This is a genomic window from Kribbella sp. NPDC026611, from assembly GCF_040638345.1.
Taxonomy (GTDB): Bacteria; Actinomycetota; Actinomycetes; order Propionibacteriales; family Kribbellaceae; genus Kribbella.
This window is the reverse complement of record NZ_JBEZYC010000004.1, coordinates 578,709-599,430: the sequence shown is the minus strand read 5'-3', so window position 1 is coordinate 599,430 and position 20,722 is coordinate 578,709. Positions and strand designations below refer to the sequence as shown.

Genomic DNA, 20,722 nt, shown 5'->3' with positions numbered 1-20,722 from the left:
ATGGGCGCATGCGAGCCGACATCGTGCCTGGCGCGACCTTTCCCGACTACGAGCTGCCGGACCACACCGACGTACCGCGGAAGCTGAGCGACCTCCAGGGCGATGACCCGATGATCCTCACGCTGGCGCGCGGTCACTACTGCCCGAAGGAACACCAGCAGCACCTCGAGCTGGCCGCGTTCTACCCGAAGATCGCGGTCAGCTACACGCGGATCGTGACGATCGCGACGGACGAGCACCACACGTTGCAGGAGTTCCGGGCGTCGGTCGGGGCGCAGTGGCCGTTCCTGTCCGACCCGGGCCGGATCGTGCAGCGTGACCTCGAGATCCAGGAGTACACCGACCCGGACAACGACCCGATCCCGTACACGCTCGTCCTCAAGCCGGGGCTCGTCGTGCACAGCATCTACAACGGGTACTGGTTCTGGGGCCGGCCGTCGATCGCCGAGCTCTGGCAGGACCTGCGCGCGGCGAGTGCCGAAGTACGGCCGGACTGGGATCTCGGCAAGCCGGGGCTGCGGGAGGCGTGGGAGAGCGGCGACCTCACCGCCTTCCACGGGTGGAGCAAGAAGTAGTCACTCGATGTCGTCGTACAAGCGGACGGCGGCCAGCAGACCGTCGGTACCGCGCTCGAACACGGCCAGGCCGGCTTGGGGTTCGCCGCGGCCGACCAGGTTGTACTCGAGCGCGCAGCTGGTTCCGTCGTCGGCGGTCGCGCAGGGTCGCAGGTCTTCGCGGCCGCGGGCCGAGTAGTAGGCCTGGAGCTCGCTCGTCCCCCGGTGCACGTTGTCCGGACCGATCGCCTCCTGGACATAGGCGTCCGGCGCGAACGTCTTCACGACCGACTCCGTATCACCGGCCGCCAGCGCCTCGACGTACCGCCCGACCACGCCCGGCGTCTCGACCGGAGCCGCCGGGAGGATCGGTGCGCGCGGGTGCCGCCGCCCGTCGACCGGCCACTGGCTGCAGTACGTCCGGAAGTCGATCGAGCGCTCGTCCATCGAGTCGGCCACGACCGCGACCGGCCAGGCGACCTCGCTCCCTTCGTGCAGCACGTGGGCCAGCAGCTCGACGACCGCGCGACTCCCGACCGTGATCGAGCCGACCACGCTGATCCGCGACTGGTGCGCGGCCATCCACGCCTTGTTGTCCCGGATGAACGCCCGCAGGTCGTGATGCCCGCGGACCTCCCCCGCGCGCGGATCGTGCACGACGACCTCACCCGGCCAGGCCCGCTCCAGCGCACCAGCACCGCCGTCGTCGAGCGCCTTGAGGTACTGCATCACCGGATCGGCCTGCCCGCGCGCCCGCGCGTCCCGGCGCGACAGCTCGATCGCAGTGGAGAACTCCGGGAACCACGGCATCACAGGCTCCAACCGCCGGCCAATCGGACAGCTCTACGCTACGGCACCCCCCGCGACGCTCGCGCGCGCTAGTCGAGGTCCGCGTAGATGGCTGCGTGGTCGGACGCCGCGTGGACGTCGGCGGTCAAGGTCGGGTAGATCTCCCAGGGGTTCTTGGTCCGCGGGCCGCGCCAGACACCCTTGCGGAAGACCGCGCCGCCGGTGGCCTTCGCGAACAGGGCCGGTGAGAGCAGGATGTAGTCGATCTTGTCCTTCTCGTTCCCGCTGCCGAAGGTGCCCTTGCGCGGGCCGAACTCGAAGTTCGGGTGGGTGCTGATGTCGCGCAGGTCGGTCTTGCCGAGCAGCGGGACCAGCGCGGTGCTCGCCGGGTCGTCGTTGAAGTCGCCCATGACGACGATCCGGTCGACCCCCGAGGCCTGGAGATCGTTGTAGATCTCGGCGACCCGGGTCGCCTGCCGCTCCCGGCGTTTCGCGCCGATCGGGTCGCCGGGCGTGCTGTACCCCTTCGACTTGAAGTGGTTCATCAGGATCACGAGTTTCCCGGACGGCGTGTCCACGTGGTACTCGCAGCAGTCGCGGCTGAACACGACCCCCTGGGCGTCGACGTCGAAGACGTGGGAGCGCATGTCCGCGAGCGGGTTCGAGTTCCGGAGCAGGATGCCGACGTCGATCCCCCGGTCGTCGTTCCCGTCCACCAGCATGACTTCGTCGTACGGCGTGCCGCCGACCTCGGCGATCAGCGCCTCGGAGAACATCTTCAGCAACGGCCGGCTGTCCGCCTCGACCACGCCGAGGATGTCGGCGTTGATGTCCCTGATCACCATCGCGGTGTGCTGCATGGCCAGCTCGTCGACCTGCTCGGTCTTGAGCTCGACCCAGCCGATCCAGTCCGCTCGCCCGTTGGCGACAACCTCGACCGGACCCGTCCGCGGCCGCTTGAGCAGCCTGCCGCGGATCTTGCGCAGCCGGACGAACTCGCTGTCGTCGGCTGTCAGCAGCCCGAGGATCCCGAGCTGCTTCAGGATCTCTGCCTTCGTCGGCTCGGTGTAGACGGTTTCCTCGAACAGGGCGTTCAGCTCGGCCTGCGCCGCGAGCACCGGCTTGGCGGCCGCCCACGAGTTGAGGTTGAGCGCCTTGGCGCGCGCGAACAGGTTCTCGACGTTGAAGGACGCAATACGCATCCTGATTCCCCCTAGGCATGTCTCGTCACGAGGCCCCCCTGGCCCGGTAACTCGATGGAATCGCGCGTACACAGCCGCGTCAAGGCCGCGCTGCCCGTGGGTTCGGGACCAGGGTGTTCCACGGGGGCGACGGGCGCGCGATCCGGGCAAGGTTGGCGTCGGTCCAGAGATCACGACTTCCCAGATCACGACTTCCCAGAGAGGTTCTTCCGATGCGTCCTTCCAACGACTCCACCGGCCCGACCCGGCGGCGGGTGCTGCAGGGCGGGGTCGCCGCCGGTCTCGGCGTGGCGGCGGCTGCTGTCGGCAGCGGTACGGCGAACGCGGCCGCCGCCGTACTGCCGACCAAGCCGCTCAGCGGCTCGGCCGCGATCCACCCGTTCCACGTGTCGATCCCGCGCGACCAGCTCGCCGCGCTGCGTCGCCGAGTGAGCGAGACGCGCTGGCCCAGGACCGAGCTGGTCGGCGACCGCTCGCAGGGTGTGCAGTCGGCGACCGCGCAGGCGCTGGCGAAGTTCTGGGCGACGAAGTACGACTGGCGCAGCTTCGAGGCGAAGCTCAACAAGCTGCCGCAGTTCACCACCGAGATCGACGGCGTCGACATCCACTTCATCCACGTCCGCTCGCGGCACAGCAACGCGCTGCCGCTGATCATGACGCACGGCTGGCCGGGGTCGATCGTGGAGCTGCTCGAGACCGTCGGCCCGCTGACGAACCCGACGCAGTACGGCGGCCGCGCGGAGGACGCGTTCCACCTCGTGCTGCCGTCGATCCCGGGGTACGGCTTCTCCGGCCAGCCAACCGAGATCGGGTGGGACCCGGCGCGCATCGCCCGCGCGTGGGCCGAGCTGATGCGGCGCCTCGGGTACACGCGCTGGGTGGCGCAAGGCGGCGATGTCGGCGCGTCGGTCACCGACACCTTGGCCCGCCAGGCGCCGGCCGGTCTGGCCGCCATACACCTCAACCTGCTGGTTCCCGCGCTCGGCGGCGCTCCCGAGCCGAAGAACACCCCCGAGGAGCTCGCCGCGGCCGCCCTGCTCACCGAGTTCGCGACCACGGGCAACGGCTACCTGATCGAGCAGTCCACCCGGCCGCAGACGATCGGCTACGCGCTCCTCGACTCGCCGGTCGCCCTGGCCGCCTGGATGCTCGACCACGACACCGACAGCTACTACAAGATCTCCCGGGCCTTCCGCGGCGGTCCCGTCGCCGGCAACCTCACCCGCGACCACATCCTCGACAACATCACCCTCTACTGGCTGACCGGCACCGGCGCCTCCGCCGCCCGCGAGTACTGGGAAGGCGCCCGCTTCCGCGCGGCCAACGCCGGCAAGCCGCCGGTACCCGTCACCATCCCGGTCGCCTTCAGCGCCTTCCCCGGCGAAATCTTCCAAGCCCCTCGCAGCTGGGCCGAGAACAGCTACCCGACGCTCACCTACTACAACAAACCCGCCCGCGGGGGCCACTTCGCGGCCTGGGAAGAGCCGCAGCTCTTCACCGACGAACTCCGCAACGCGTTCCGTACACTCCGCTGACCCGTCCCAGAAGCCCGGCCGGCCGACATACTTGAGGCATGGCCGGGATCTGGGGGCGTGGGCCGGGGGCCAATCGTGGGCGGGCGTTGCGGTTCCTCCGTGGGGTGACGAGTCGGTACGAGCGGTCGCAGGATCCGACCGAGCTGCTGGCCGACAAGACGGTGGCCGGGGTGCAGGAGGCGATGCGGCACGCCATGCGGAGCACGTGGGACCTTCCACTGGTGACGTCCGAGGTGGATGCGGAGGTTGCGCTCGAGGTCGGGAAGTACTACTGGTACCAGCACCTCGCGACAAAGGACGACGCCGCGCGTGGGGTCGCGATGGAGTTTCTGGGGCTGGCCAGGCGGGCCGGTAGCCCACTGCGAATGGAGGCTTCGTCGCGGTTCTTCAATCGGGTGCGGCCGGATGACATCCCGGGGCCGGACGATCGTCCGGTGGTCGATCCGGCGGCGGTGTACGGCGTACCCGGACAAGCCGCCGAGCCGGAGCCCGAGCCTGACCGTGACCTGAACTTCTACGAGTGGGTAGCGGCCGTGGTCGAGCATCTGCTGCCGCATGCGGCCGAGGTCGGCGTTGACGTCGCTGCCGCCGAGCTGGCGCAACAGTTGCCCGCGCAGTTCGACATCGTGCAGCCCGGCCTCGGATCGGACGTGGCGAGCGAGATCGCCATCCGGGTTGCCGAGGACCGCAGCAACCCACGCCTGGCGGTCGACCTGGCCGAGGCGCTGTTCTCCGAAGCCGCCGCGATCGCGCCCGACCGGGCCCGGCGCAGCAGCCTGGCGGCGAACCTCGGCGAGCTGCTCCGCGGCCGGTTCGTTGTCTTCGGCAACGAGGCCGACCTGGAAGGATCCCTCGAAGCCGGCCGGACCGCCAAGGTCCTGGCCGAAGGCGACACCACCGTGGAAGCCGCCGCCTTCAACATCATCGGCGCCGCCCTCCTGACCCGCGGCCGACGGCGATCCAGCCTGGACGATCTCCGCGGCGCCGTCGACGCACTGTTCCAGGCCACTCAGCGCGCTCGGCCGGACGATCCCGCGCGGCCGGGATATCTCGACCTGCGCGGCATCGCGCTGCGGGAGCTTGCTGTCGCCACCGGAGACCTGGCGCGACTGGACGACGCCGTCGAGATCGGCGCCGCCGCGGTGCGCCTCTCTCCGAGCCCGGCCGACGCGCAGGCGAATCTGGCCGAGACTCTCATTGCCCGCCTGGACCGTACCGGACGCCTGGCCGATCTCGACGAGGCGTACGACGCGGCCGCCCAGGCCGTGGATGCCGGCCGGAACGCACAGCGGCTGCGGCAGCTCGGCCGGGTGCTGCTGCGGCGGTACGAGTGGCGGCACGATCCCGCCGACCTAGACAAGGCCATCGCGACGTACGACGCGGCGCTCGACTTCCTCCCCGAGCAGGATCCGCTCCGCGCGGACGTGGCCAGCGACCTCGGCCTCACGTACCAACGCCGCTTCGCCCGGTTCGCCGAGAAGTCGGACCTGTACAACGCGATCTACTACGGCTCGATGGCGACCGAGCCAAGTCGCGACGGCGGTACGGCGCGGGCGCGGCGACTGTCCAACTACGCTGTCGCCCTCGACCGCTCGCTCGGGGACGCCGATGACGCCCAGCTCGCCGCCGAGTCGGTCATGGTGGCTCGTCAGGCCGCGGACGCCGAACCGGCCGGGCATCCGGATCGACCGCGGTACCTCCACAACTACGTGACCACGTATCTGCGCGAGCACCGCGACAACGACGAGCTGGACCGGGTGGTCAGCGCAGCGGCCGAGGCCGTCGACAGCCTGCGCGACCCGCGGTACTTGAGCCTGTACGTCACCGCTCTCCTCGCTCGGTACGACGCGACGGCTGCTGCCGACGATCTGACCCGCGCCGACCGCGCCGCTCGCGAAGCGTTGGACTCGGCGGCCGCGGACGATCCGCTGCGGTACCAGTACTTGATTGGTCTGGCCAACGTCCGGGTGCGCGAGTCCCGCGGCGGTGGGAACAGTCAGGCGGCTCGGGAGGCGATCGAGCTGAGCCGGGAGATCGTTGCCGACGGCACCGCTCCGACGCTCGTCCGCGCCGAGGTCGGGAAGGTGTGGGGCGAGGTGGCCGCCGAGCTGGGCGACTGGACCGCGGCCCTCGAGGGGTTTGGTGCGGCGGTCGAGCTGCTGCCGCGGCTCGTGTGGCGCAGCCTGGAATACCGGGAGCGACGGCGGCTGGTCGCCGAGCTCGCCGGCCTGCCGTCACCAGCCGCGTCCGCGGCGCTGACCGAGGGGTTGCCGGAGCGGGCGGTGGAGTTACTGGAGACCGGTCGCGCTGTCCTTGCCTCGCCACATGACGTGTCGGACCCCGAGCTCGTCGACCTGCACCGGCGGCTGAACAATCTGATGGATTCGTTCGCGTACTGGTCCGGACCGGACCGTCGGGAAGCCGCCCGGCGCTGGGACGAACTGACAGCGCAGGCCAAGGTTGGGCCGACGCCGTACGAGGAGCTGCGCGAGGCGGCGGTCGACGGCCCGGTGATCCTGGTCAACGTCAGACGCTACCGCTGCGACGCGATGATCATCACGACCACCGGACTCACCGTCGTACCGCTCCCGGACCTGCGCCTGGCCGAGGTGGTCCAGCGCGCGGAGGACTTCAGTCGAGCGGTGGCCGAGCCGCGTCGGCTGCGGTCGCGGGTCGTCGTCAAACAGACCTGCGACTGGCTGTGGGCGACGATCGCGGACCCTGTTGCTGCGCAGCTTGAAGCCGGCAGCCGGGTGTGGTGGTGCGTGACCGGGCCGTTGATGTCGCTTCCGCTGCATGCGGCCGGTGAGGTCACCGACCGGCTCATCTCGTCGTACACGCCGACGCTGGCCGCGCTGATCGCGGCCCGCCAACGTCCGGGTGTGCTGCCGTGGCGATCCGCGGTGCTTGTCGGGATGCCGGAAACGCCGGGATTACCAGCCCTCCACCACGCGGAGCGCGAGCTCGAGGTCGCCGGCCGGCGCTTGCCGCAGCCTGAACTGCTCGTCGGACCGGCCGCGACCCACGACGACGTGATGCGGAGTCTGCAGTCGGCCGATGTCGTGCACTTCGCCTGTCACGGTCGGCAGGACGCCGACGTACCGGGTGACGGCCGACTGATCCTGGCCGACCAAGACCTGACGATCGCTGACCTCATCACCAGCAGCGCGGTGCCGCAGTTCGCGTTCCTGTCCGCGTGCGAGACGGCTCGCGGGGATGCCGGTGTGCCGGACGAGTCCCTGCACCTGGCCGGTACGTTGTTCCTTGCAGGCTGCCCGCAGGTGATCGGCACGATCTGGCCGGTCAGCGACGCGGCGTCGGTCGACGTGGTCGCGGACGTGTACGACGAGCTGCCGGCCGCCGGTCCCGCGTCAGCCTTGCACGCGGCCGTCGCGAAGGTGCGCCGGCGCTACCCGGACGACCCGATGCGCTGGGCTTCCCACGTTTACTTCGGCCCGTGATGGTCGTACGGCGATGTCGTCGCCTGGCCCTGTCGCCACGACTTGCACAGGTCATGCGCCAGCGTCCGTTCAGCCGCCGGGTCGGTCGGTAGGGGTTGATGGAGTGCGACGAGCAGGTCGAACCGATGCAGGTCGAAGGCTGCGTCGACGGCTTCGCCGTACGCCATGGCCGCCTGGACGGCAGCGCGGTAGGCCAGCAGGCCGATCGCGATCGGTAGCAGCGCCAGGAAGATCCACCAGCCGGAGCCCGCGAGCAGAACGATCGCCACGAGCCCGGTGAGCAGGAAAACCACGCACAGCCGGATGGAGATGTCGAGGATGTCGCGGCGGTCGTCGACGATCTCGCGCGTCCGTGCGCCCAGCACTGGATACAGCCTGGGCCAAGCCACCACCGCGTCCCATCCGAACCGAGCACCCGCGTGCGCCTCGCCCGCCGCCAGCGCGTTGCCGAACGCCGTCGCCCGTACCGCGTCCTCGGCCGGATACCGCTCTCGCAGCCTGGCGCCGGCCCGGCCGATCCTGTTGAGGTCCTCCTGTGTCAGCGTCTCCGGCGGATCCGGCAGCGCCGCAGCGTCGACCAGCTTCTGCCGCCGCTTCTGCTGTGCCTCCCGCAACGGCTTGTCCAGCCAGGTGAGCCAGCGCGGCCAGTACCCCTCAACCAGCCGCACCAGACCGAGCTGCAACGGCTGCGTCACCGCACTGACGATCGTGAGCGCGACAGCGAGCAGCAGTACTTCGCCCAGCCCCAAGTTCCCCGCTGTCGTCCACGCCCGGCTGAACCGCAACTCCCCCGGCGCACCCGCCCATACCAGGACCAGGAAGAACAGCGCCGCGCCGTACGCCGGCAGGTAGTTCACCAGCACGAAGCGACCGCCGAAGGCGTCGCTCAACGGCTTGACCGCTGCGTCGAGATTCATTGGGGCGGATCCATCGCGCCATGCCCGTTGACACACAGCGGCGGGTCCCGCGGATCCACGTGCAGCCGGTAGGTGACGCTCCCGCACTCCGCACAGAGGAACGTCAGCAGCTCGTACGCCGAGGAGTACCCCGGCAGCGACGCGCCATCGCCGGTCCCGACCGCGCGCTCCTCCTCGACGAGCTCCACGTGACCACGCCCGGCCCCACCGATCACGTCGGACCCGACCACGATCGCCACGCTGTCGACGGAGTCCTCAGCGCGGAACAGCTCCTCCATCACCTCAGCGGCGCTCAAGACCGGAAACTGCTCCGGCAACTCGAGCCGCGGAGCCCCCTCGTCCGGCACCACCCGATCCCGCAGAATCCCGTACTCGTCCGCGCCCATCCCGGCATTATCGCCTGCTCGCGGCCGCCAGGAACCAGACGCCGGAGCCGGTGAGGGCCAGGAGGAGCAGGACGGAGACCTCGTCGCCGAGCTCGCGGCGGAGCTCGTTGTTCGACTTCGCGCAGCGGGTGAGGTGTTCCAGGGTGCGCGTGCCGCTTTCGCCGTACCGCTCGGACTCGGCGGTGCAGATGGTCAGTTGGGCGCCGATGGCATGGATCTGGCCGCGATGCTCGATCGACTCCGGCAGGGTCCACGCGAGCAGGGCGACCAGCGCCGCCGCGGTCAGGGCCGCCCAGGCTGCCAAACGGGTCATCGCTGCTTGTCCCGTTCTGACCGGTGGCGGTGGATGCGCCAGGCCACAAACGCCGCGAGTACGACGGCCACCGCGATCAGCGCCGTCGCGCGGCCGAACGTCTTCTCGACCCGGGCGTAGGAGTTGCCGGCCAGGTAACCGATCAGTACGACGGCGGTCCCCCACACGATCCCGCCCGCGGCGTTGAAGCTCAGGAACTTCAGGTACCGCATGCCGGACAGACCGGCCAGCGCCGGCATCGTGGCCCGGAAGAACGCGACGAACCGGCCGAGAAAGACCGCCGTACCGCCGCGCTTCGCGAGGAACCTGCGCGCGGAGTCGAGCCGGTCGGCCCTGCGTTTGAGCAGCCTGCTCGCCATGACTCGTGGCCCGATCAGCCGGCCGACCTCGTAGCCGACGCTGTCGCCGAGAACCGCAGCTCCGATCACGACCGCCACCATAACGACCACGGAAGCGTGCCCGACGCTCGCGGCCACCCCACCGAGGATCGCCGCCGTCTCACCGGGCAGGACGAAGCCCACGAACAGGGCATCCTCGGCGAACACGAGCAGGCCGACCAAGCCGTACACGGGTAGTCCGTGCAGGCTCAGCAACCAATCCGTCAACCGACTCACCCCACGACGGTAGCCCGGACCATAAATCCTTTGGCACCCCCGGCAGCTCCGCCCACACTTCACCCCTATGGACGACGACGAACTCGCAACACTCCTCAAGAACGACCGCTACCCCCGCTCATCGAAGTACTCCGCCCGCTGGCTGGTCGACAACGTGATGGGCCCCCATCCCCTCTGGCAAGCCGAAGCCCTGACCGACGTCATGCGGTTGGAACCCGGCATGCGAGTCCTGGACCTGGGCTGCGGCACCGCCCTGACCTCGATCTTCCTGGCCAAGGAATTCGGCGTAGAAGTCTGGGCCACCGACCTCTGGATCAAGCCCGACGACAACCTGCAGCGCGTGCTGGACGCCGGCGTGGAAGACCAGGTCCACCCCATTCACGCCGAAGCCCACACCCTCCCCTTCGCCGCGAACTTCTTCGACGCCGCCATCAGCATCGGCGCCTACCACTACTTCGGCACCGACGACCTCTACCTCGGCTACCTCACCAGCTTCCTCAAGCCAGGCGCCCAACTAGGAATAGTCCAACCCGGCCTCGCGGAAGAGTTACCCACCCTTCCCCCACCCGGCCTGGAACCCTTCTGGCACTGGGACTTCTGCGCCTGGCACTCCCCCACCTGGTGGCAGAACCACTGGACCAAAACCGGCCTGGTCACCGTCGAATTAGCCGACCGCCTCCCCAACGGCTGGCAAGACTGGCTCCAATGGAACCAAGCCTGCGACGCCGACACCACCTCCCCCCAATGGGAAGCCCAAATGCTCCAAACCGACGCCGGCCACCACCTCGGCTTCACCCGAGTAGTAGCCCACCGCAAGGAGTTGTCCGAAGCGGGCGCTCAATAAGACGTGCGCTTACATCATTCGCTCGAATGCAATTCGGGACTGGGGTGGCGACGAAGTCTCGCGTCGTACGTGCCGGCGGCGTAGCTTGAAAGTGGTGGTTGATCATCAGACGCCGCCGGGGGCTAGGGGGAATGTGATGTCGCGTTCGGATGATTCTGTTTACGATCCGCAGAGCGATGAAGAGCTTCGGTACTGCGGTCTTCCGCCGCAGCCGGAGCCGGTGATTCCGGCCGGGCTCGGGTCCGACCATGTCGGGGCGATTCTGCAGGGCCGCACCAAGTGGGTGAACGGAACAGTTCTGCACTACTACTTCTTCGATCGGGATACCGACGGTTCGCAGATCCCGTTCCCCGACGGCAGCACGAGATTCGTCCCCTGGGTCGGGGCCAAGCCGCAGTGCGACGTCGTACGGCACGCGTTCGAGACCTGGAAGGAGCTGGGCCTCGGCCTGGAGTTCCGTGAGGTCACCGACCGCTCCGAGGCCGAAGTACGCATCGGCTTCCTCTTCGACTTCGACGGATCGTGGTCGAACGTCGGCCGCGACGTACTGCTCGAGGGCATGAACACGCGGACGATGAACTTCGGCTGGGACCTGACGTCCTCCCCGCACGGGGTGACCACCGCCCTGCACGAGATCGGCCACACCGTCGGGCTGCCGCACGAGCACCAGAATCCCTTCGCCGGCATCGTGTGGGACGAGGCCAAGGTGTACGAGTACTTCGCCGGCCCGCCGAACAAGTGGGACGACGACAAAACCTTCCACAACGTACTGCGCAAGCTGGACCCGCGAGAGGTCGAAGGATCGGCCTGGGACCCGACGTCCGTCATGGAGTACGCCTTCGGCGCCGGCCTGATCGTCCAGCCGGCGCAGTACGCGGCCACCGGCGTACATCCACCGGGCACCATCTCCGACGCCGACAAGCAGTACGTCCTGAGCTGGTACCCGGGCCTCGGCGAGGAAGCCCCGCCGCAACTGGATCCGTTCCAGTCCGTGCCGCTGTCCCTCAAGCCCGGCGGCCAGGCCAACTTCGAACTGTCGCCGCCGGCCACCCGGCAGTACGACCTCGGAACCTTCGGCGCCAGCGACACCGTGATGGTCCTGTTCGAGGAGGTTCACGGCGAACTCCGCTACGTAGCCGGCGACGACGACAGCGGCGAGAACCGCAACTCCCACCTGACGGCCAAACTCTTCCAAGGCCGCCGCTACGTACTGCGCATCCGCCTCAACTACACCTGGTCCTCCGGGCAAACCGCAGTCATGTACTGGTGAGGCCCGTACGTAGCCTCGGTGCGAGAGGCGTTGTGCATGTCAAGTCAGGCAGGCTCTCGAATGCAGCCAACGAGTAAGAGACTGAGGCGCTGGCGAGGAGTCGGGTTCGCAGCGGTTCTGCTGATCTCTTGCGCCGTTGCGATGGCCGAGACGGACCGGCTGGTCACGGGCGCGCTCACCTCGACCGGAGACAGTCGTTCGGTGACCGACGTGGTCGGGATCGGAGCGATCGCCGGTCGTACCGCGTGGAGCGATTGGTCAGGGCTGACCGACGGCCGGCACGCTGTCGCCCTCTGGATCATCCTGCACGCGACCTTCGACATCGGTCTCTACGTTGGTTACCTGAGACTCCTCGGCCTGTTCATCGATCATGGCCATCGGACGGACCAGAGGACCGCAGCTGCTCAAAGGATGCCGGCCCGGCTTGCGCAGTGGTTCGTAAAGTCCAGACTCCGTCCCGGGCGGCTCCTTCGCTCCCTGCTCTGGCTCGAGATCACGGAGACTCTGCTGTTGTGGGTCGGAGGCCTCTGCGTCTACCACGGCGCGGTCTCGGCGTGGTACCCGTGGCTGGTCGTTGTTGTCGCCGTCGCCAAATGGGTGGTCGGTGGACTTCTGATCCTGGCCATCGCGCTCGACAGGAAGCTGCGTGCCGTCCTCGGGCAAGCTGTTCTGCGTGCCGCCCGGGCGCTCAAGGTTCAGCGGCTGTCCTTTGCCGTTGTCGTCGTACTCGCGGCGTTCTCACTCGTTCCAGGGCGGAACATCTGGGACCAACTCCCCGACGTACAGCGCTCCTGGTTCGCGGGTGGAGCGTCGGGCGTGGTGCACCTCCTCCTGGCATTGGTTGCCGCTGGCATCGTTGGTGGCTACCTCTTCGTGCTGGGCCGGCAGCGGACAGAGCGAATCTGGACCGTCCAGGTCTGGCGGCCGGCTCATCGCGACCTGGAATCCACGGAGGTGTCCCGCGCGACGGACCCAGAGCCGGGGACATGGGTATGGGGCGGGTGGATCGTCACCGCGGTTGTCCCGGTGGCAGTCGCGGTAGTCCTTGCCTGGCGAAAGGTACCGGGAATCATCGACTGGTCGCTCGTGATCGTCGCGTTCGGCGCTCCGGCGCTGGTCGTCCTGCTGTCCTTGGTGGCTTCTCTGGTTGCCAAACTTCGGGGTCGCCCGCTGTGGTGGGAACCGAAGCTCCAGGTTGAGCGGCCCAGGACGTTCGCCCGAGATGTCTGGGCGACGGGTGACATTCTCGCGACCTGCGTCGTGGTCTTCGCCGGTCTTGGACTGGTCCGCTCGCTGCTCGCGCCGATCTTGCTGGGCCCCAAGGACCGCTGGGGGCTCTGGTTCCTCGAGCTCGCCGCGGCGGCGATCGGCGGCGTGATGGCGTTCGGTGCGGTGCCGTGGGCGACCAGGTTCTGCGCCTGGCTCGACCTGTCCACCCGCAGTGGGTCCGAGTGGATTCCGGCGAACGACGCCGGACGTTCTGCTTTCGGTACGAAAGTAAGAAAGTTCCTGTCCCCGAAGGATCAGGATTCGAGGAAACGTGCGGCGTTCGTGATCGTCCTGATCGCGGTCGGTTGGCTTGCCGTGCTGCTCGTGTTTCCTTTGGCCATCGCCCCGGCGGTGGGGGTCGTGGCGACGACAGGACTGACGCTCGGCAGCTGGGCCTTCCTACTGGGCTTCCTCATCGTCCGCCTGCAGCGCTACAAGCCGCTGCCGATCTTCAGGGTGCTGAGGCTCAAGGCAACTCCGCTTCTCACCCTGTTACTCCTGTTTCTGCTGTATCAATCACACGCAGGCGGAGATCCCGATCTCCATCAGGCCCGCGTCTCCGGCACCGACGCCCTCCTCGGTGGCAGCGCTCGCGTCGACCTCGAGCAATCGTTCAAGCAGTGGCTCGACGATCCGGCCGCGGCGTGTACACACACGGCAAATGGGCACGTCGTTCGCCCGATGGTGCTTGTCGCAGCAAGTGGTGGCGGCGTCCGGGCGGCCGCCTGGACTGCCGGTGTGATGGACAAACTGCGCGCCTCGCAGCCGGGGACCTCGGGGACGGCGGCGTGTCTCCACCAGGTGTTTCTGTCCAGCGGCGTCAGCGGCGGCTCCATCGGACTGGCGATCGCCCGGAACGAGCCGAACGCGCTGGAGGCCACCACGAAGATCGCTGACGAGCACAGCCTCGCGGCCGCGATCGCCGGCCTGCTCGTCGGCGACATGGTCGCGTCAGCCAGCGGTTTACGCGTGCCGTCGTACGCCAACATGCCGGCCGACAGTGAACAGCCGACGTGGCACTGGCGAGATCGGGCCGGACTGATGGAGACGTACTGGGAGTCGCGCATCCCGTCGCTCGCACGTCCCTACGACTCGGAGACGACCGGCCCCGGCGGTGCGCTGCTGATGAACTCAGCCGACGCGAGCTCCGGATGCCGCGTGCTGGTCAGCCAGGTCGATCTTGCGACGGATCTGGCCGCAGGCTCCGACACGGCGAGTTGCAGCGGACTCATCAACCAACCGCCGGCCTCGCTGGATCTGCAGGCGCTCTATGGGACCTGCCAGCATCGCATCACCTGGGCCACCGCCGCGATGCTGTCCGCACGCTTCCCCACGGTCACCCCCGGCGGCCGGATCGAGAAGTGCATGAACCATCAGGATCTCCAGTTGATCGACGGCGGGTACGCCGATGCGTCCGGTCTCGGCAGCCTCTCCGACATCGCGCCGCAACTGCTCGAGGTGGTGCGGCGCCACAACGCCGAGGTCAAGGACGACGGACCGTTCGTCGTACCGGTCGTGCTCTTCCTCGAGGACGAGGCAAGAACCGACATCGTCCACCCTCCGCACGGCCTGTCCACCGAACTGTTCGTCCCGCTCGCCGGACTGCATGCCAAGGACGTCCAGGCATCGTCGGGAACCTGGCTGCAACGCCTCGCGACGAGCATCGACGAGCCGTGCCCGTCGACCGAGCCCGACGCGTGCCGAGCCGCCGTCTGGGCGGTACACAGCGCCGTACCGAACGGTGTCGTGATCGCGACGCCCGTCACCCAGCCGTCCGTCGAGGCGCCCCTCGGCTGGACGCTGTCCCAGGACAGCATCAACCGGCTGACGAGCGCCCTCGACGAACAGGCAACGAAGTGCCCCACTGTCCGGCCCGGTGGTTACGCCTGCCTCAACGAACTCCTCAACCTGCTGAAGCCTGCCCATTAGCCCGCGCCTTCCGGGCCCTCGGCTTGCGGACTGGGGGCGGTACGCCGTCCCCGCCGGCCTCCGGCTCGGCCGCGAACGGGATGAACGGCATGGTCAGTGGTAAGGCCGCCAGTCGCATCAGCAGCATGACGTTGTCGTCGCCGGCGGTCTTGTTGAGGCGGAGGCGGCCGCAGTTGGTGCAGCGGTGGATGAGGACCCAGCGGCCCTCGCCGCGGACAGTGACGGCGATCGGCTCCATGCCGCCGGAGCAGTCGGCCTTGCGGTCGCCGGGGACGTTGCGGTCCAGATGACGGGACCACAGACAACTCGGGCAGTGATTGCGATGGGTGGTGCCAGGGGCGTCGAGGGAGACCTCTACGCCGCAGTGTTCACAACTGAACGAACATGCGAAAGCCAAACCAGAGAACCTTTCAGAGAAAAGCTGCAGGACAGGACAGACATGGCTCTCCTCCTTCCGGTCCGCACCGGCTCCTCCGGCGCACGTCCTCACAGCAGATCAGCAGCCGGCGTACACCGTCAACCGATTAACCTTTCGCCGGGCTCAGCCGCGGTACGCAGCGACGGCGAGCTGGACGAAGGGCTCGACCAGCGGGTTCGGGTTCGACCTGGTCCAGGCAATCACGACGCGGCTCGGCGGCAGGTCGGCCAGCGGTACGACGACGAGCTGGACCGGCGGCTGATGGCCGAGGGGGCTCAGCCCGACACTGCCGTTCCACAGCACGGCCTGCCGGCACTCCTCGACCGAGCGGACCGTCTGCCTGTCGCGAGGTTCGCCTGCGTTCCAATAGTCCTGCCACAGCGGATCCGTACCGTCCGGGAACTGAAACCAGCGTCGATCGGCGAGGTCCGCGACCTTCAACTCGGTCCGATCGGCGAGCGGATCGTCGGCGCGCAGTACGGCGCCGACTGGGTCTGCTCGCAGCTGGTGAACCACAAGCCCGGTCTCGTCGAACGGCCCACGCGTCAGGGCCACGTCGACGAGGCCTGCATGCAGACCGCAGGTCGGATCCGTGAGGTCGGTCTCCCGAATGCGTACCTCGACGTCCGGGCGACGCTGACGGTACGCCTCGGCCAGCCGCAGGGCGCCCTCGTCGGTGCTGTCCCCGAGGATCCCGACGGTGAGGACCGACGTACCGGCCGCGAGGCGACTTCCAAGGTCGTCCACGCGTTCCAGGATGGCTCGGGCCTCGCGGAGAAGGACCGCGCCGGCCGAGGTCAGGCTGACGCCGGTCGGTGAGCGGTTCAGGAGTACGGCGCCGAGTTCAGCCTCGAGCTGCTTGATCGCGCGGCTCAGCGGCGGCTGGCTCATGTGCAGGCGCGCGGCGGCCCGGCCGAAGTGCAGCTCGTCGGCGACGGTGACGAAGTACCGCAGGGTCCGCAGCTCCATGACCTGGGACGATACCGGCACGGTATCGGGTCAGCGGGATCGGTCTTGGACGGCCGGCGTCCGGCGACGGTGCAATCGGAGCATGACACCGCTCGCCGACCCCGCTGTCCACGTCGCCAACGTCACTGAGGTCGCGTCCGACGTCCTGGTGATCCCGAACGACAACGGCGACCTGGTCCCCAACATCGGCATCATCTGCGGCACGGACGCCGTCCTGGTCGTCGACACAGGCCTCGGAAACGCCAACGCTGTCGAGGTCCTCGACCTGGCGGCACGTGTCGCCGGACGTCGCCGGATCTACCTCACGACGACGCACTTCCATCCCGAGCACGCCTTCGGAGCGCAGGCGTTCGCCGGCCACGCGACGTACCTCGTCAACCGCGCTCAGGCCGCGGACCTTGCGCTGAAGGGATCTGCGTACCTGACCATGTTCCGCGGCTTCGGCGGCGCAATCGCCGAGCGGCTGGAGGACGTCGAGGTCCCAGTGCCGGACGTCGTGTACGACGACCTGCACGAACTCGACCTGGGCAACCGCGTGGTCCGCCTCCGCCCCACTGGGCAGGGACACACCAAAGGCGATCAGGTCATCGAGGTCGACGGCACCCTGTTCACCGGCGACCTGGCCGAGACCGACCAATTCCCGATCTTCCCCTGGTTCCCACCGCACGACACCGACGTCTCCGCGACCGGGTGGCTGGCCGTCCTGGAGCGCGTGGTCGCCACTGCTCCAGCCCTCGTCGTCCCCGGCCACGGCGGGATCAGCACCTCGCAGCTCCTGGTCGAACTCGCCGACTATCTGCGAGATCTACTGGCGCAGGTCGATCACCGCCGAGCCTCTCTCGAGGAAATCATCGCCGAGCTCCGTCCTCTCCTCATCGCTCAGCACCCCACCTGGACCGGCGAAGAGTGGATCGGTCCGACCATCGCCTCTATGCACTCTGCACGTGCTCGAGGAGCCAACGGGTCAGAGGGCGTAGCTGGGTGAAGGCGGTGAGGACGTGGGTGGCTGCGGATGGGGTGTGGATCCAGTCGTCGCAGCCCAGCGGGCGGGAGGCGATCAGCGACTTGTGACGCAGAAGCTCTGAGCGTGGATGGTCTGCCGGGAAACCTCGAAGGGGCCGTTTGAGCAGATCGCCTGAGATGGTGAAGCCGGACCGCTCGAGGGCACGCAGTACGGCGACCAGGCGGCGACCGGGGCCAGGGGCAGCAACTGCGGCTCGATAGCGCTCGATCTGGCTCGACGGCGCGTACCACCAGGCCAGGCCGACCTCCAGCCCGTCGAGGTCGAACCGGACTCCCAGCTCCACGTTCCGCGCCAGCCGAACAATCGCGCTCTGCCGCTGCCAGGCCTGCAGCAGCACCTCGCCGTACCCCCAGACCGAAAAGTCCTCGTACACCGGATCCGCGTCGGCCACCACGTTCAGCAACTCGATCATCGGCCGCCGAACCAACTCTTCCCGCTCCCGCCGACAATCCCGCCTAACCTCCGCCGAAGGCTCCCCCTCCAGCCGCAACAACACGTCAAAGGCGTCCCTGGGCCACCCCTCGAACGTCACCGTCACAACTTAGTCGCCGGACACCCCCCAGAACGCGATCTCGGTCGGCTTCCCATCGGTGTACAGCAGCTGGTAGTAACCGCTCCAGCGCTGCGGGTACGGCAGGCCGGACCCCGCGGCCTCGAACTCCGCACGACTAGGCGCAGCAGTACCGAACATCTCGCGCGCCACCATCTCCGGCAGCTCCCGGACCGCTGCCTCGTAGTCCTCGTCGTCGCTGCCGACCACCCGATCCATGTCGAGAATCGAGTGCGTCCCAACCTCCCAGAACTCCTCGTCCTCACGGAGCACGTCAAGCTCGGCCAGAGTCGCCGGTTTGTCACCGAGATCCTCGTCCCAGTACAGATCGCCGTCGGCAAACGTCCGCGTACGACACTCGACCAGCGCCGCGGCAACGTCACCGTCGTACGCCACCACGTAGTCCCACCCCGAAGCTCCCACAGTGCCTCCTCGCACCTCAGCATCCGAGCCACCAGGATCGAGGCCGACCAGTCGCGACCGCCAACTGTGTCACGCACCTGCAATAGCAACCGGCCTGGACGTCAGCCGGACATGTGTTGCTCAGGGGTTCAACCGTAACTACTATCCTCGATAGGAGATAGAGTGACGGCTTGAGGGGGCTGGCATGGGGGTTCGTGGTGACGTGCGTACACAGCGGGTGGGTCTGTTCGGACGGCTCGGGGCGGGGAATCTCGGCAACGACGCGAGTATGGAGACGATTCTGGGCTTCCTCGCGACCACGGCGCCGGAGGCGACCGTTGACGCTCTGTGCTCGGGCCCTGCCCGGCTGACCGAGCACTACGGTCTGCCTGCTGGGCAACTGCTGTGGATGCACGCTCCGATGACGTCGCGGCTGCGACTTGCGCGCCCGGTGATCACACTCGCGAAGATCGGGCTGGGCGCGGTCATCGACACCTGTCGGATCGCCGCGTGGGTACGCCGGCACGACGTGGTCATCGTCCCGGGGATGGGCGTGCTCGAGTCCAATTTGCCACAGCGACCGTGGCAGTTGCCGTACGCGCTCTTCGTGCTGTCGGTGGCCGGCCGGCTGTTCCGTACCAAGATCGCGCTGGTCGGCGTCGGCGCATCGGTCGTCGAGGAAGGGTTGACCCGGAAGCTACTGGTGACGGCCGGCCGGCTCGCGAGCTTCCGCTCGTTCCGCGATCAGGACTCCCTCGGCGCCGCGCAGCAGATCGGGCTGGCCGACCCGGCCGACAAGGTCTGTCCAGACCTGGCGTTCGCCCTCCCGGTGCCGCCGGATCTGCCCGGTGCGACCGACGCGGTGGGAGTCGGCGTGATGGCGTACTACGGAGGTCCCGAGGACCGGCACCAGGCGGATCGCGTACACACGGAGTACGTCACGAAGATGACCGCATTCGTCCGCCGGCTGATCGAGTCCGGGCGTCCGGTCAGGCTGCTGATCGGGGACGCGGACGACGAGGCCGTTGCGCTGGGCATCCGCGCCGCCGTCCGGGCCGGCGCGGGAGCCGACGTACCGATCAGCTATGACCGGCCCGAGACCGCCGACGATGTGATGCGCCAACTCGCCACCGTCGACGCCGTCGTAGGCACACGCTTCCACACCGTCCTGCTCGCAGTGAAGCTCGCGAAGCCGACAATCGCGATCGCGTACGGACAGAAGCACGCCGCACTGATGGCCGCGATGGGCGCGGGCGACCTGGTTCAGAACGTCAAGGACCTGGACGTCGACGTACTCGCCAAGCAGCTCGAGACCGCGCTGTCAGATCGCGACAGCCTCATCCCGGCATTGGCTGAGCGCAGCGACGAGAACGCACGTCGCCTCGACGACCACCTCACCGAACTGGCAGCAGCGCTGTTCTGACTGGAGTCCCGATAGTCAGGGGGGTGGGCACGGTGGAGTGGTTCAGGGATCCGGGGGTCGTCGGCAGGTACCGGGCGGCACATGAAGGGTGGGGACCGCAGGCGCGGTACTACCAGTCGCGCATTCATCTGATCAGTGCGTCGCTCCAGGGGCGCAGCGGTGAACTGCTGGACGTCGGGTGCGGTCCGGGCGTCCTGATCGAGCACCTGCTGAGGACGCGGCCGGACGACCTCCGGATCAGCGCCTGCGACATCTCCGCGGAGATGCTGGACACCGCCGCGGGCAAGCTCGCGGACGCGGGCCGAACGGACCAGGTCAGTCTCTCGCTCGCCAGCATCGAGCAGCTTCCGTACCCCGCCGCGCGCTTCGACGTCGTCATCGCGGCCGGCGTGCTGGAGTACGTCGACCTGAGCAGGGCACTGCCCGAGCTCGCACGCGTCGTCCGCGCCGACGGCCTCGTCATCGTCACCATGCTCAATCCGCTGAGCCCGTACCGCCTGTTCGAATGGTGCGTCTACTGGCCCGCCGTACGCCTCGTCGGACGCGTCGAACGCCTGCTGGGCCGACCCGCTGACCAGTGCCATACCATCGCAGCCTCCGGAATACGCGCCAAGTCCCACCGCCGGCTCACCCGGCTGCTCGGTGCTGCGGGACTTGAGGAGATCGACGCCGCGTACTACGACGTGAACGCCTTGCTGCCTCCGCTGGACGGCTACGTACGCCGATGGACGCGGCGCTGGCGCGACCGGCCGGACACCACCATCAGCCGCGGCGCACGTCGATGGTTGGGTACGGCGTACCTGATCGCGGCCCGGCCTGCTACTACTTGAGATAGTCTTCAATGCTGTAGCGT

At 68.4% G+C, this 20,722-nt stretch carries 19 protein-coding genes; 9 read left to right on the top strand and 10 right to left on the bottom strand.

All coding sequences use genetic code 11. From position 1 onward, the window contains the following. Positions 1 to 8 precede the first annotated feature (8 nt). Entirely contained in the window at positions 9 to 575 is a 567-nt protein-coding gene (locus tag AB0E69_RS19985; RefSeq protein ID WP_360147595.1) for a redoxin domain-containing protein, read from the top strand. Here AB0E69_RS19985 and AB0E69_RS19980 read toward each other — a convergent pair whose 3' ends face one another. Beyond that, entirely contained in the window at positions 576 to 1,364 is a 789-nt protein-coding gene (locus AB0E69_RS19980) for a nuclear transport factor 2 family protein (RefSeq protein ID WP_360147592.1), read from the bottom strand. 68 nt (positions 1,365 to 1,432) lie between these two features. Beyond that, positions 1,433 to 2,545, bottom strand: a complete 1,113-nt coding sequence (locus AB0E69_RS19975; protein WP_360147589.1) for an endonuclease/exonuclease/phosphatase family protein — start codon at positions 2,543 to 2,545, stop codon at positions 1,433 to 1,435. A gap of 212 nt (positions 2,546 to 2,757) precedes the next feature. Between AB0E69_RS19975 and AB0E69_RS19970 the strand changes: the two genes are divergently transcribed. Together AB0E69_RS19970 and AB0E69_RS19965 are read left to right on the top strand one after the other, a co-directional pair. Next, positions 2,758 to 4,080, top strand: coding sequence for an epoxide hydrolase family protein (locus tag AB0E69_RS19970; RefSeq protein ID WP_360147586.1), 1,323 nt, complete (start codon positions 2,758 to 2,760; stop codon positions 4,078 to 4,080). Positions 4,081 to 4,118: 38 nt separating this feature from the next. Then, entirely contained in the window at positions 4,119 to 7,541 is a 3,423-nt protein-coding gene (locus AB0E69_RS19965) for a CHAT domain-containing protein (RefSeq protein ID WP_360147583.1), read from the top strand. Here the strand turns inward: AB0E69_RS19965 and AB0E69_RS19960 are convergent. Genes AB0E69_RS19960 through AB0E69_RS19945 form a run of 4 tightly spaced genes read right to left on the bottom strand, consistent with a single transcriptional unit; the run spans position 7,526 to position 9,771 of the window. Next, positions 7,526 to 8,458 (bottom strand): hypothetical protein, encoded by a 933-nt coding sequence (locus tag AB0E69_RS19960; protein WP_360147580.1) that lies wholly within the window; start codon positions 8,456 to 8,458, stop codon positions 7,526 to 7,528. The two genes, AB0E69_RS19965 and AB0E69_RS19960, sit on opposite strands and share 16 nt — an antisense overlap. Then, positions 8,455 to 8,844 carry a hypothetical protein gene (locus AB0E69_RS19955; RefSeq protein ID WP_360147577.1) on the bottom strand — a complete coding sequence of 130 codons (390 nt, stop codon included), beginning with the start codon at positions 8,842 to 8,844 and terminating at the stop codon, positions 8,455 to 8,457. The genes AB0E69_RS19960 and AB0E69_RS19955 overlap by 4 nt, the downstream gene beginning before the upstream one ends. A gap of 7 nt (positions 8,845 to 8,851) precedes the next feature. Continuing rightward, complete coding sequence (locus AB0E69_RS19950) at positions 8,852 to 9,157, bottom strand: hypothetical protein (protein ID WP_360147574.1); 306 nt, start codon at positions 9,155 to 9,157, stop codon at positions 8,852 to 8,854. Further along, complete coding sequence (locus AB0E69_RS19945) at positions 9,154 to 9,771, bottom strand: DedA family protein (RefSeq protein ID WP_360147571.1); 618 nt, start codon at positions 9,769 to 9,771, stop codon at positions 9,154 to 9,156. The genes AB0E69_RS19950 and AB0E69_RS19945 overlap by 4 nt, the downstream gene beginning before the upstream one ends. Before the next feature lie 67 nt (positions 9,772 to 9,838). On the opposite strand from AB0E69_RS19945, the gene AB0E69_RS19940 reads away from it, so the two are divergent. The 3 genes from AB0E69_RS19940 to AB0E69_RS19930 all read left to right on the top strand — a co-directional run bounded on the left by AB0E69_RS19940 (position 9,839) and on the right by AB0E69_RS19930 (position 15,083). After that, on the top strand, positions 9,839 to 10,615 hold the full coding sequence (locus AB0E69_RS19940) for a methyltransferase domain-containing protein (RefSeq protein ID WP_360147568.1): 777 nt from the start codon (positions 9,839 to 9,841) through the stop codon (positions 10,613 to 10,615). Positions 10,616 to 10,751: 136 nt separating this feature from the next. After that, positions 10,752 to 11,885 (top strand): matrixin family metalloprotease, encoded by a 1,134-nt coding sequence (locus AB0E69_RS19935; protein WP_360147565.1) that lies wholly within the window; start codon positions 10,752 to 10,754, stop codon positions 11,883 to 11,885. 201 nt (positions 11,886 to 12,086) lie between these two features. Further along, positions 12,087 to 15,083 (top strand): hypothetical protein, encoded by a 2,997-nt coding sequence (locus AB0E69_RS19930; RefSeq protein WP_360147562.1) that lies wholly within the window; start codon positions 12,087 to 12,089, stop codon positions 15,081 to 15,083. Here the strand turns inward: AB0E69_RS19930 and AB0E69_RS19925 are convergent. Both AB0E69_RS19925 and AB0E69_RS19920 read right to left on the bottom strand, forming a co-directional pair. After that, positions 15,058 to 15,480, bottom strand: coding sequence for an RNHCP domain-containing protein (locus AB0E69_RS19925; protein ID WP_360147559.1), 423 nt, complete (start codon positions 15,478 to 15,480; stop codon positions 15,058 to 15,060). The two genes, AB0E69_RS19930 and AB0E69_RS19925, sit on opposite strands and share 26 nt — an antisense overlap. 144 nt (positions 15,481 to 15,624) lie before the next feature. Next, positions 15,625 to 16,470, bottom strand: coding sequence for a LysR family transcriptional regulator (locus AB0E69_RS19920; protein ID WP_360147556.1), 846 nt, complete (start codon positions 16,468 to 16,470; stop codon positions 15,625 to 15,627). Between the two features lie 82 nt (positions 16,471 to 16,552). Between AB0E69_RS19920 and AB0E69_RS19915 the strand changes: the two genes are divergently transcribed. Next, positions 16,553 to 17,455 (top strand): MBL fold metallo-hydrolase, encoded by a 903-nt coding sequence (locus AB0E69_RS19915; protein WP_360147553.1) that lies wholly within the window; start codon positions 16,553 to 16,555, stop codon positions 17,453 to 17,455. Here the strand turns inward: AB0E69_RS19915 and AB0E69_RS19910 are convergent. Further along, complete coding sequence (locus AB0E69_RS19910) at positions 17,400 to 17,906, bottom strand: DUF2461 family protein (protein ID WP_360147550.1); 507 nt, start codon at positions 17,904 to 17,906, stop codon at positions 17,400 to 17,402. The genes AB0E69_RS19915 and AB0E69_RS19910 overlap by 56 nt on opposite strands. A 129-nt stretch (positions 17,907 to 18,035) precedes the next feature. After that, positions 18,036 to 18,467, bottom strand: a complete 432-nt coding sequence (locus tag AB0E69_RS19905) for a hypothetical protein (protein WP_360147547.1) — start codon at positions 18,465 to 18,467, stop codon at positions 18,036 to 18,038. Positions 18,468 to 18,669: 202 nt separating this feature from the next. Here AB0E69_RS19905 and AB0E69_RS19900 point away from each other — a divergent pair, with 202 nt between their 5' ends. Then, positions 18,670 to 19,869: a polysaccharide pyruvyl transferase family protein gene (locus AB0E69_RS19900; RefSeq protein WP_360147544.1), complete on the top strand. Its 1,200-nt coding sequence runs from the start codon at positions 18,670 to 18,672 to the stop codon at positions 19,867 to 19,869. Positions 19,870 to 19,901: 32 nt separating this feature from the next. Continuing rightward, a complete protein-coding gene (locus AB0E69_RS19895; protein WP_360147541.1) occupies positions 19,902 to 20,699 on the top strand; it encodes a methyltransferase domain-containing protein in 798 nt (265 codons plus the stop codon). Positions 20,700 to 20,722: the final 23 nt, after the last annotated feature.

Excerpts from the sequence above, each read along its gene's own strand:
- AB0E69_RS19910 (WP_360147550.1), bottom strand. The coding sequence starts at position 17,906 with ATGATCGAGTTGCTGAACGTGGTGGCCGACGCGGATCCGGTGTACGAG.
- AB0E69_RS19920 (WP_360147556.1), bottom strand. The coding sequence starts at position 16,470 with ATGGAGCTGCGGACCCTGCGGTACTTCGTCACCGTCGCCGACGAGCTG.
- AB0E69_RS19985 (WP_360147595.1), top strand. The coding sequence starts at position 9 with ATGCGAGCCGACATCGTGCCTGGCGCGACCTTTCCCGACTACGAGCTG.
- AB0E69_RS19935 (WP_360147565.1), top strand. The coding sequence starts at position 10,752 with ATGTCGCGTTCGGATGATTCTGTTTACGATCCGCAGAGCGATGAAGAG.
- AB0E69_RS19955 (WP_360147577.1), bottom strand. The coding sequence starts at position 8,844 with ATGGGCGCGGACGAGTACGGGATTCTGCGGGATCGGGTGGTGCCGGAC.
- AB0E69_RS19965 (WP_360147583.1), top strand. The coding sequence starts at position 4,119 with ATGGCCGGGATCTGGGGGCGTGGGCCGGGGGCCAATCGTGGGCGGGCG.
- AB0E69_RS19980 (WP_360147592.1), bottom strand. The coding sequence starts at position 1,364 with ATGCCGTGGTTCCCGGAGTTCTCCACTGCGATCGAGCTGTCGCGCCGG.
- AB0E69_RS19970 (WP_360147586.1), top strand. The coding sequence starts at position 2,758 with ATGCGTCCTTCCAACGACTCCACCGGCCCGACCCGGCGGCGGGTGCTG.
- AB0E69_RS19950 (WP_360147574.1), bottom strand. The coding sequence starts at position 9,157 with ATGACCCGTTTGGCAGCCTGGGCGGCCCTGACCGCGGCGGCGCTGGTC.
- AB0E69_RS19975 (WP_360147589.1), bottom strand. The coding sequence starts at position 2,545 with ATGCGTATTGCGTCCTTCAACGTCGAGAACCTGTTCGCGCGCGCCAAG.
- AB0E69_RS19915 (WP_360147553.1), top strand. The coding sequence starts at position 16,553 with ATGACACCGCTCGCCGACCCCGCTGTCCACGTCGCCAACGTCACTGAG.
- AB0E69_RS19940 (WP_360147568.1), top strand. The coding sequence starts at position 9,839 with ATGGACGACGACGAACTCGCAACACTCCTCAAGAACGACCGCTACCCC.
- AB0E69_RS19960 (WP_360147580.1), bottom strand. The coding sequence starts at position 8,458 with ATGAATCTCGACGCAGCGGTCAAGCCGTTGAGCGACGCCTTCGGCGGT.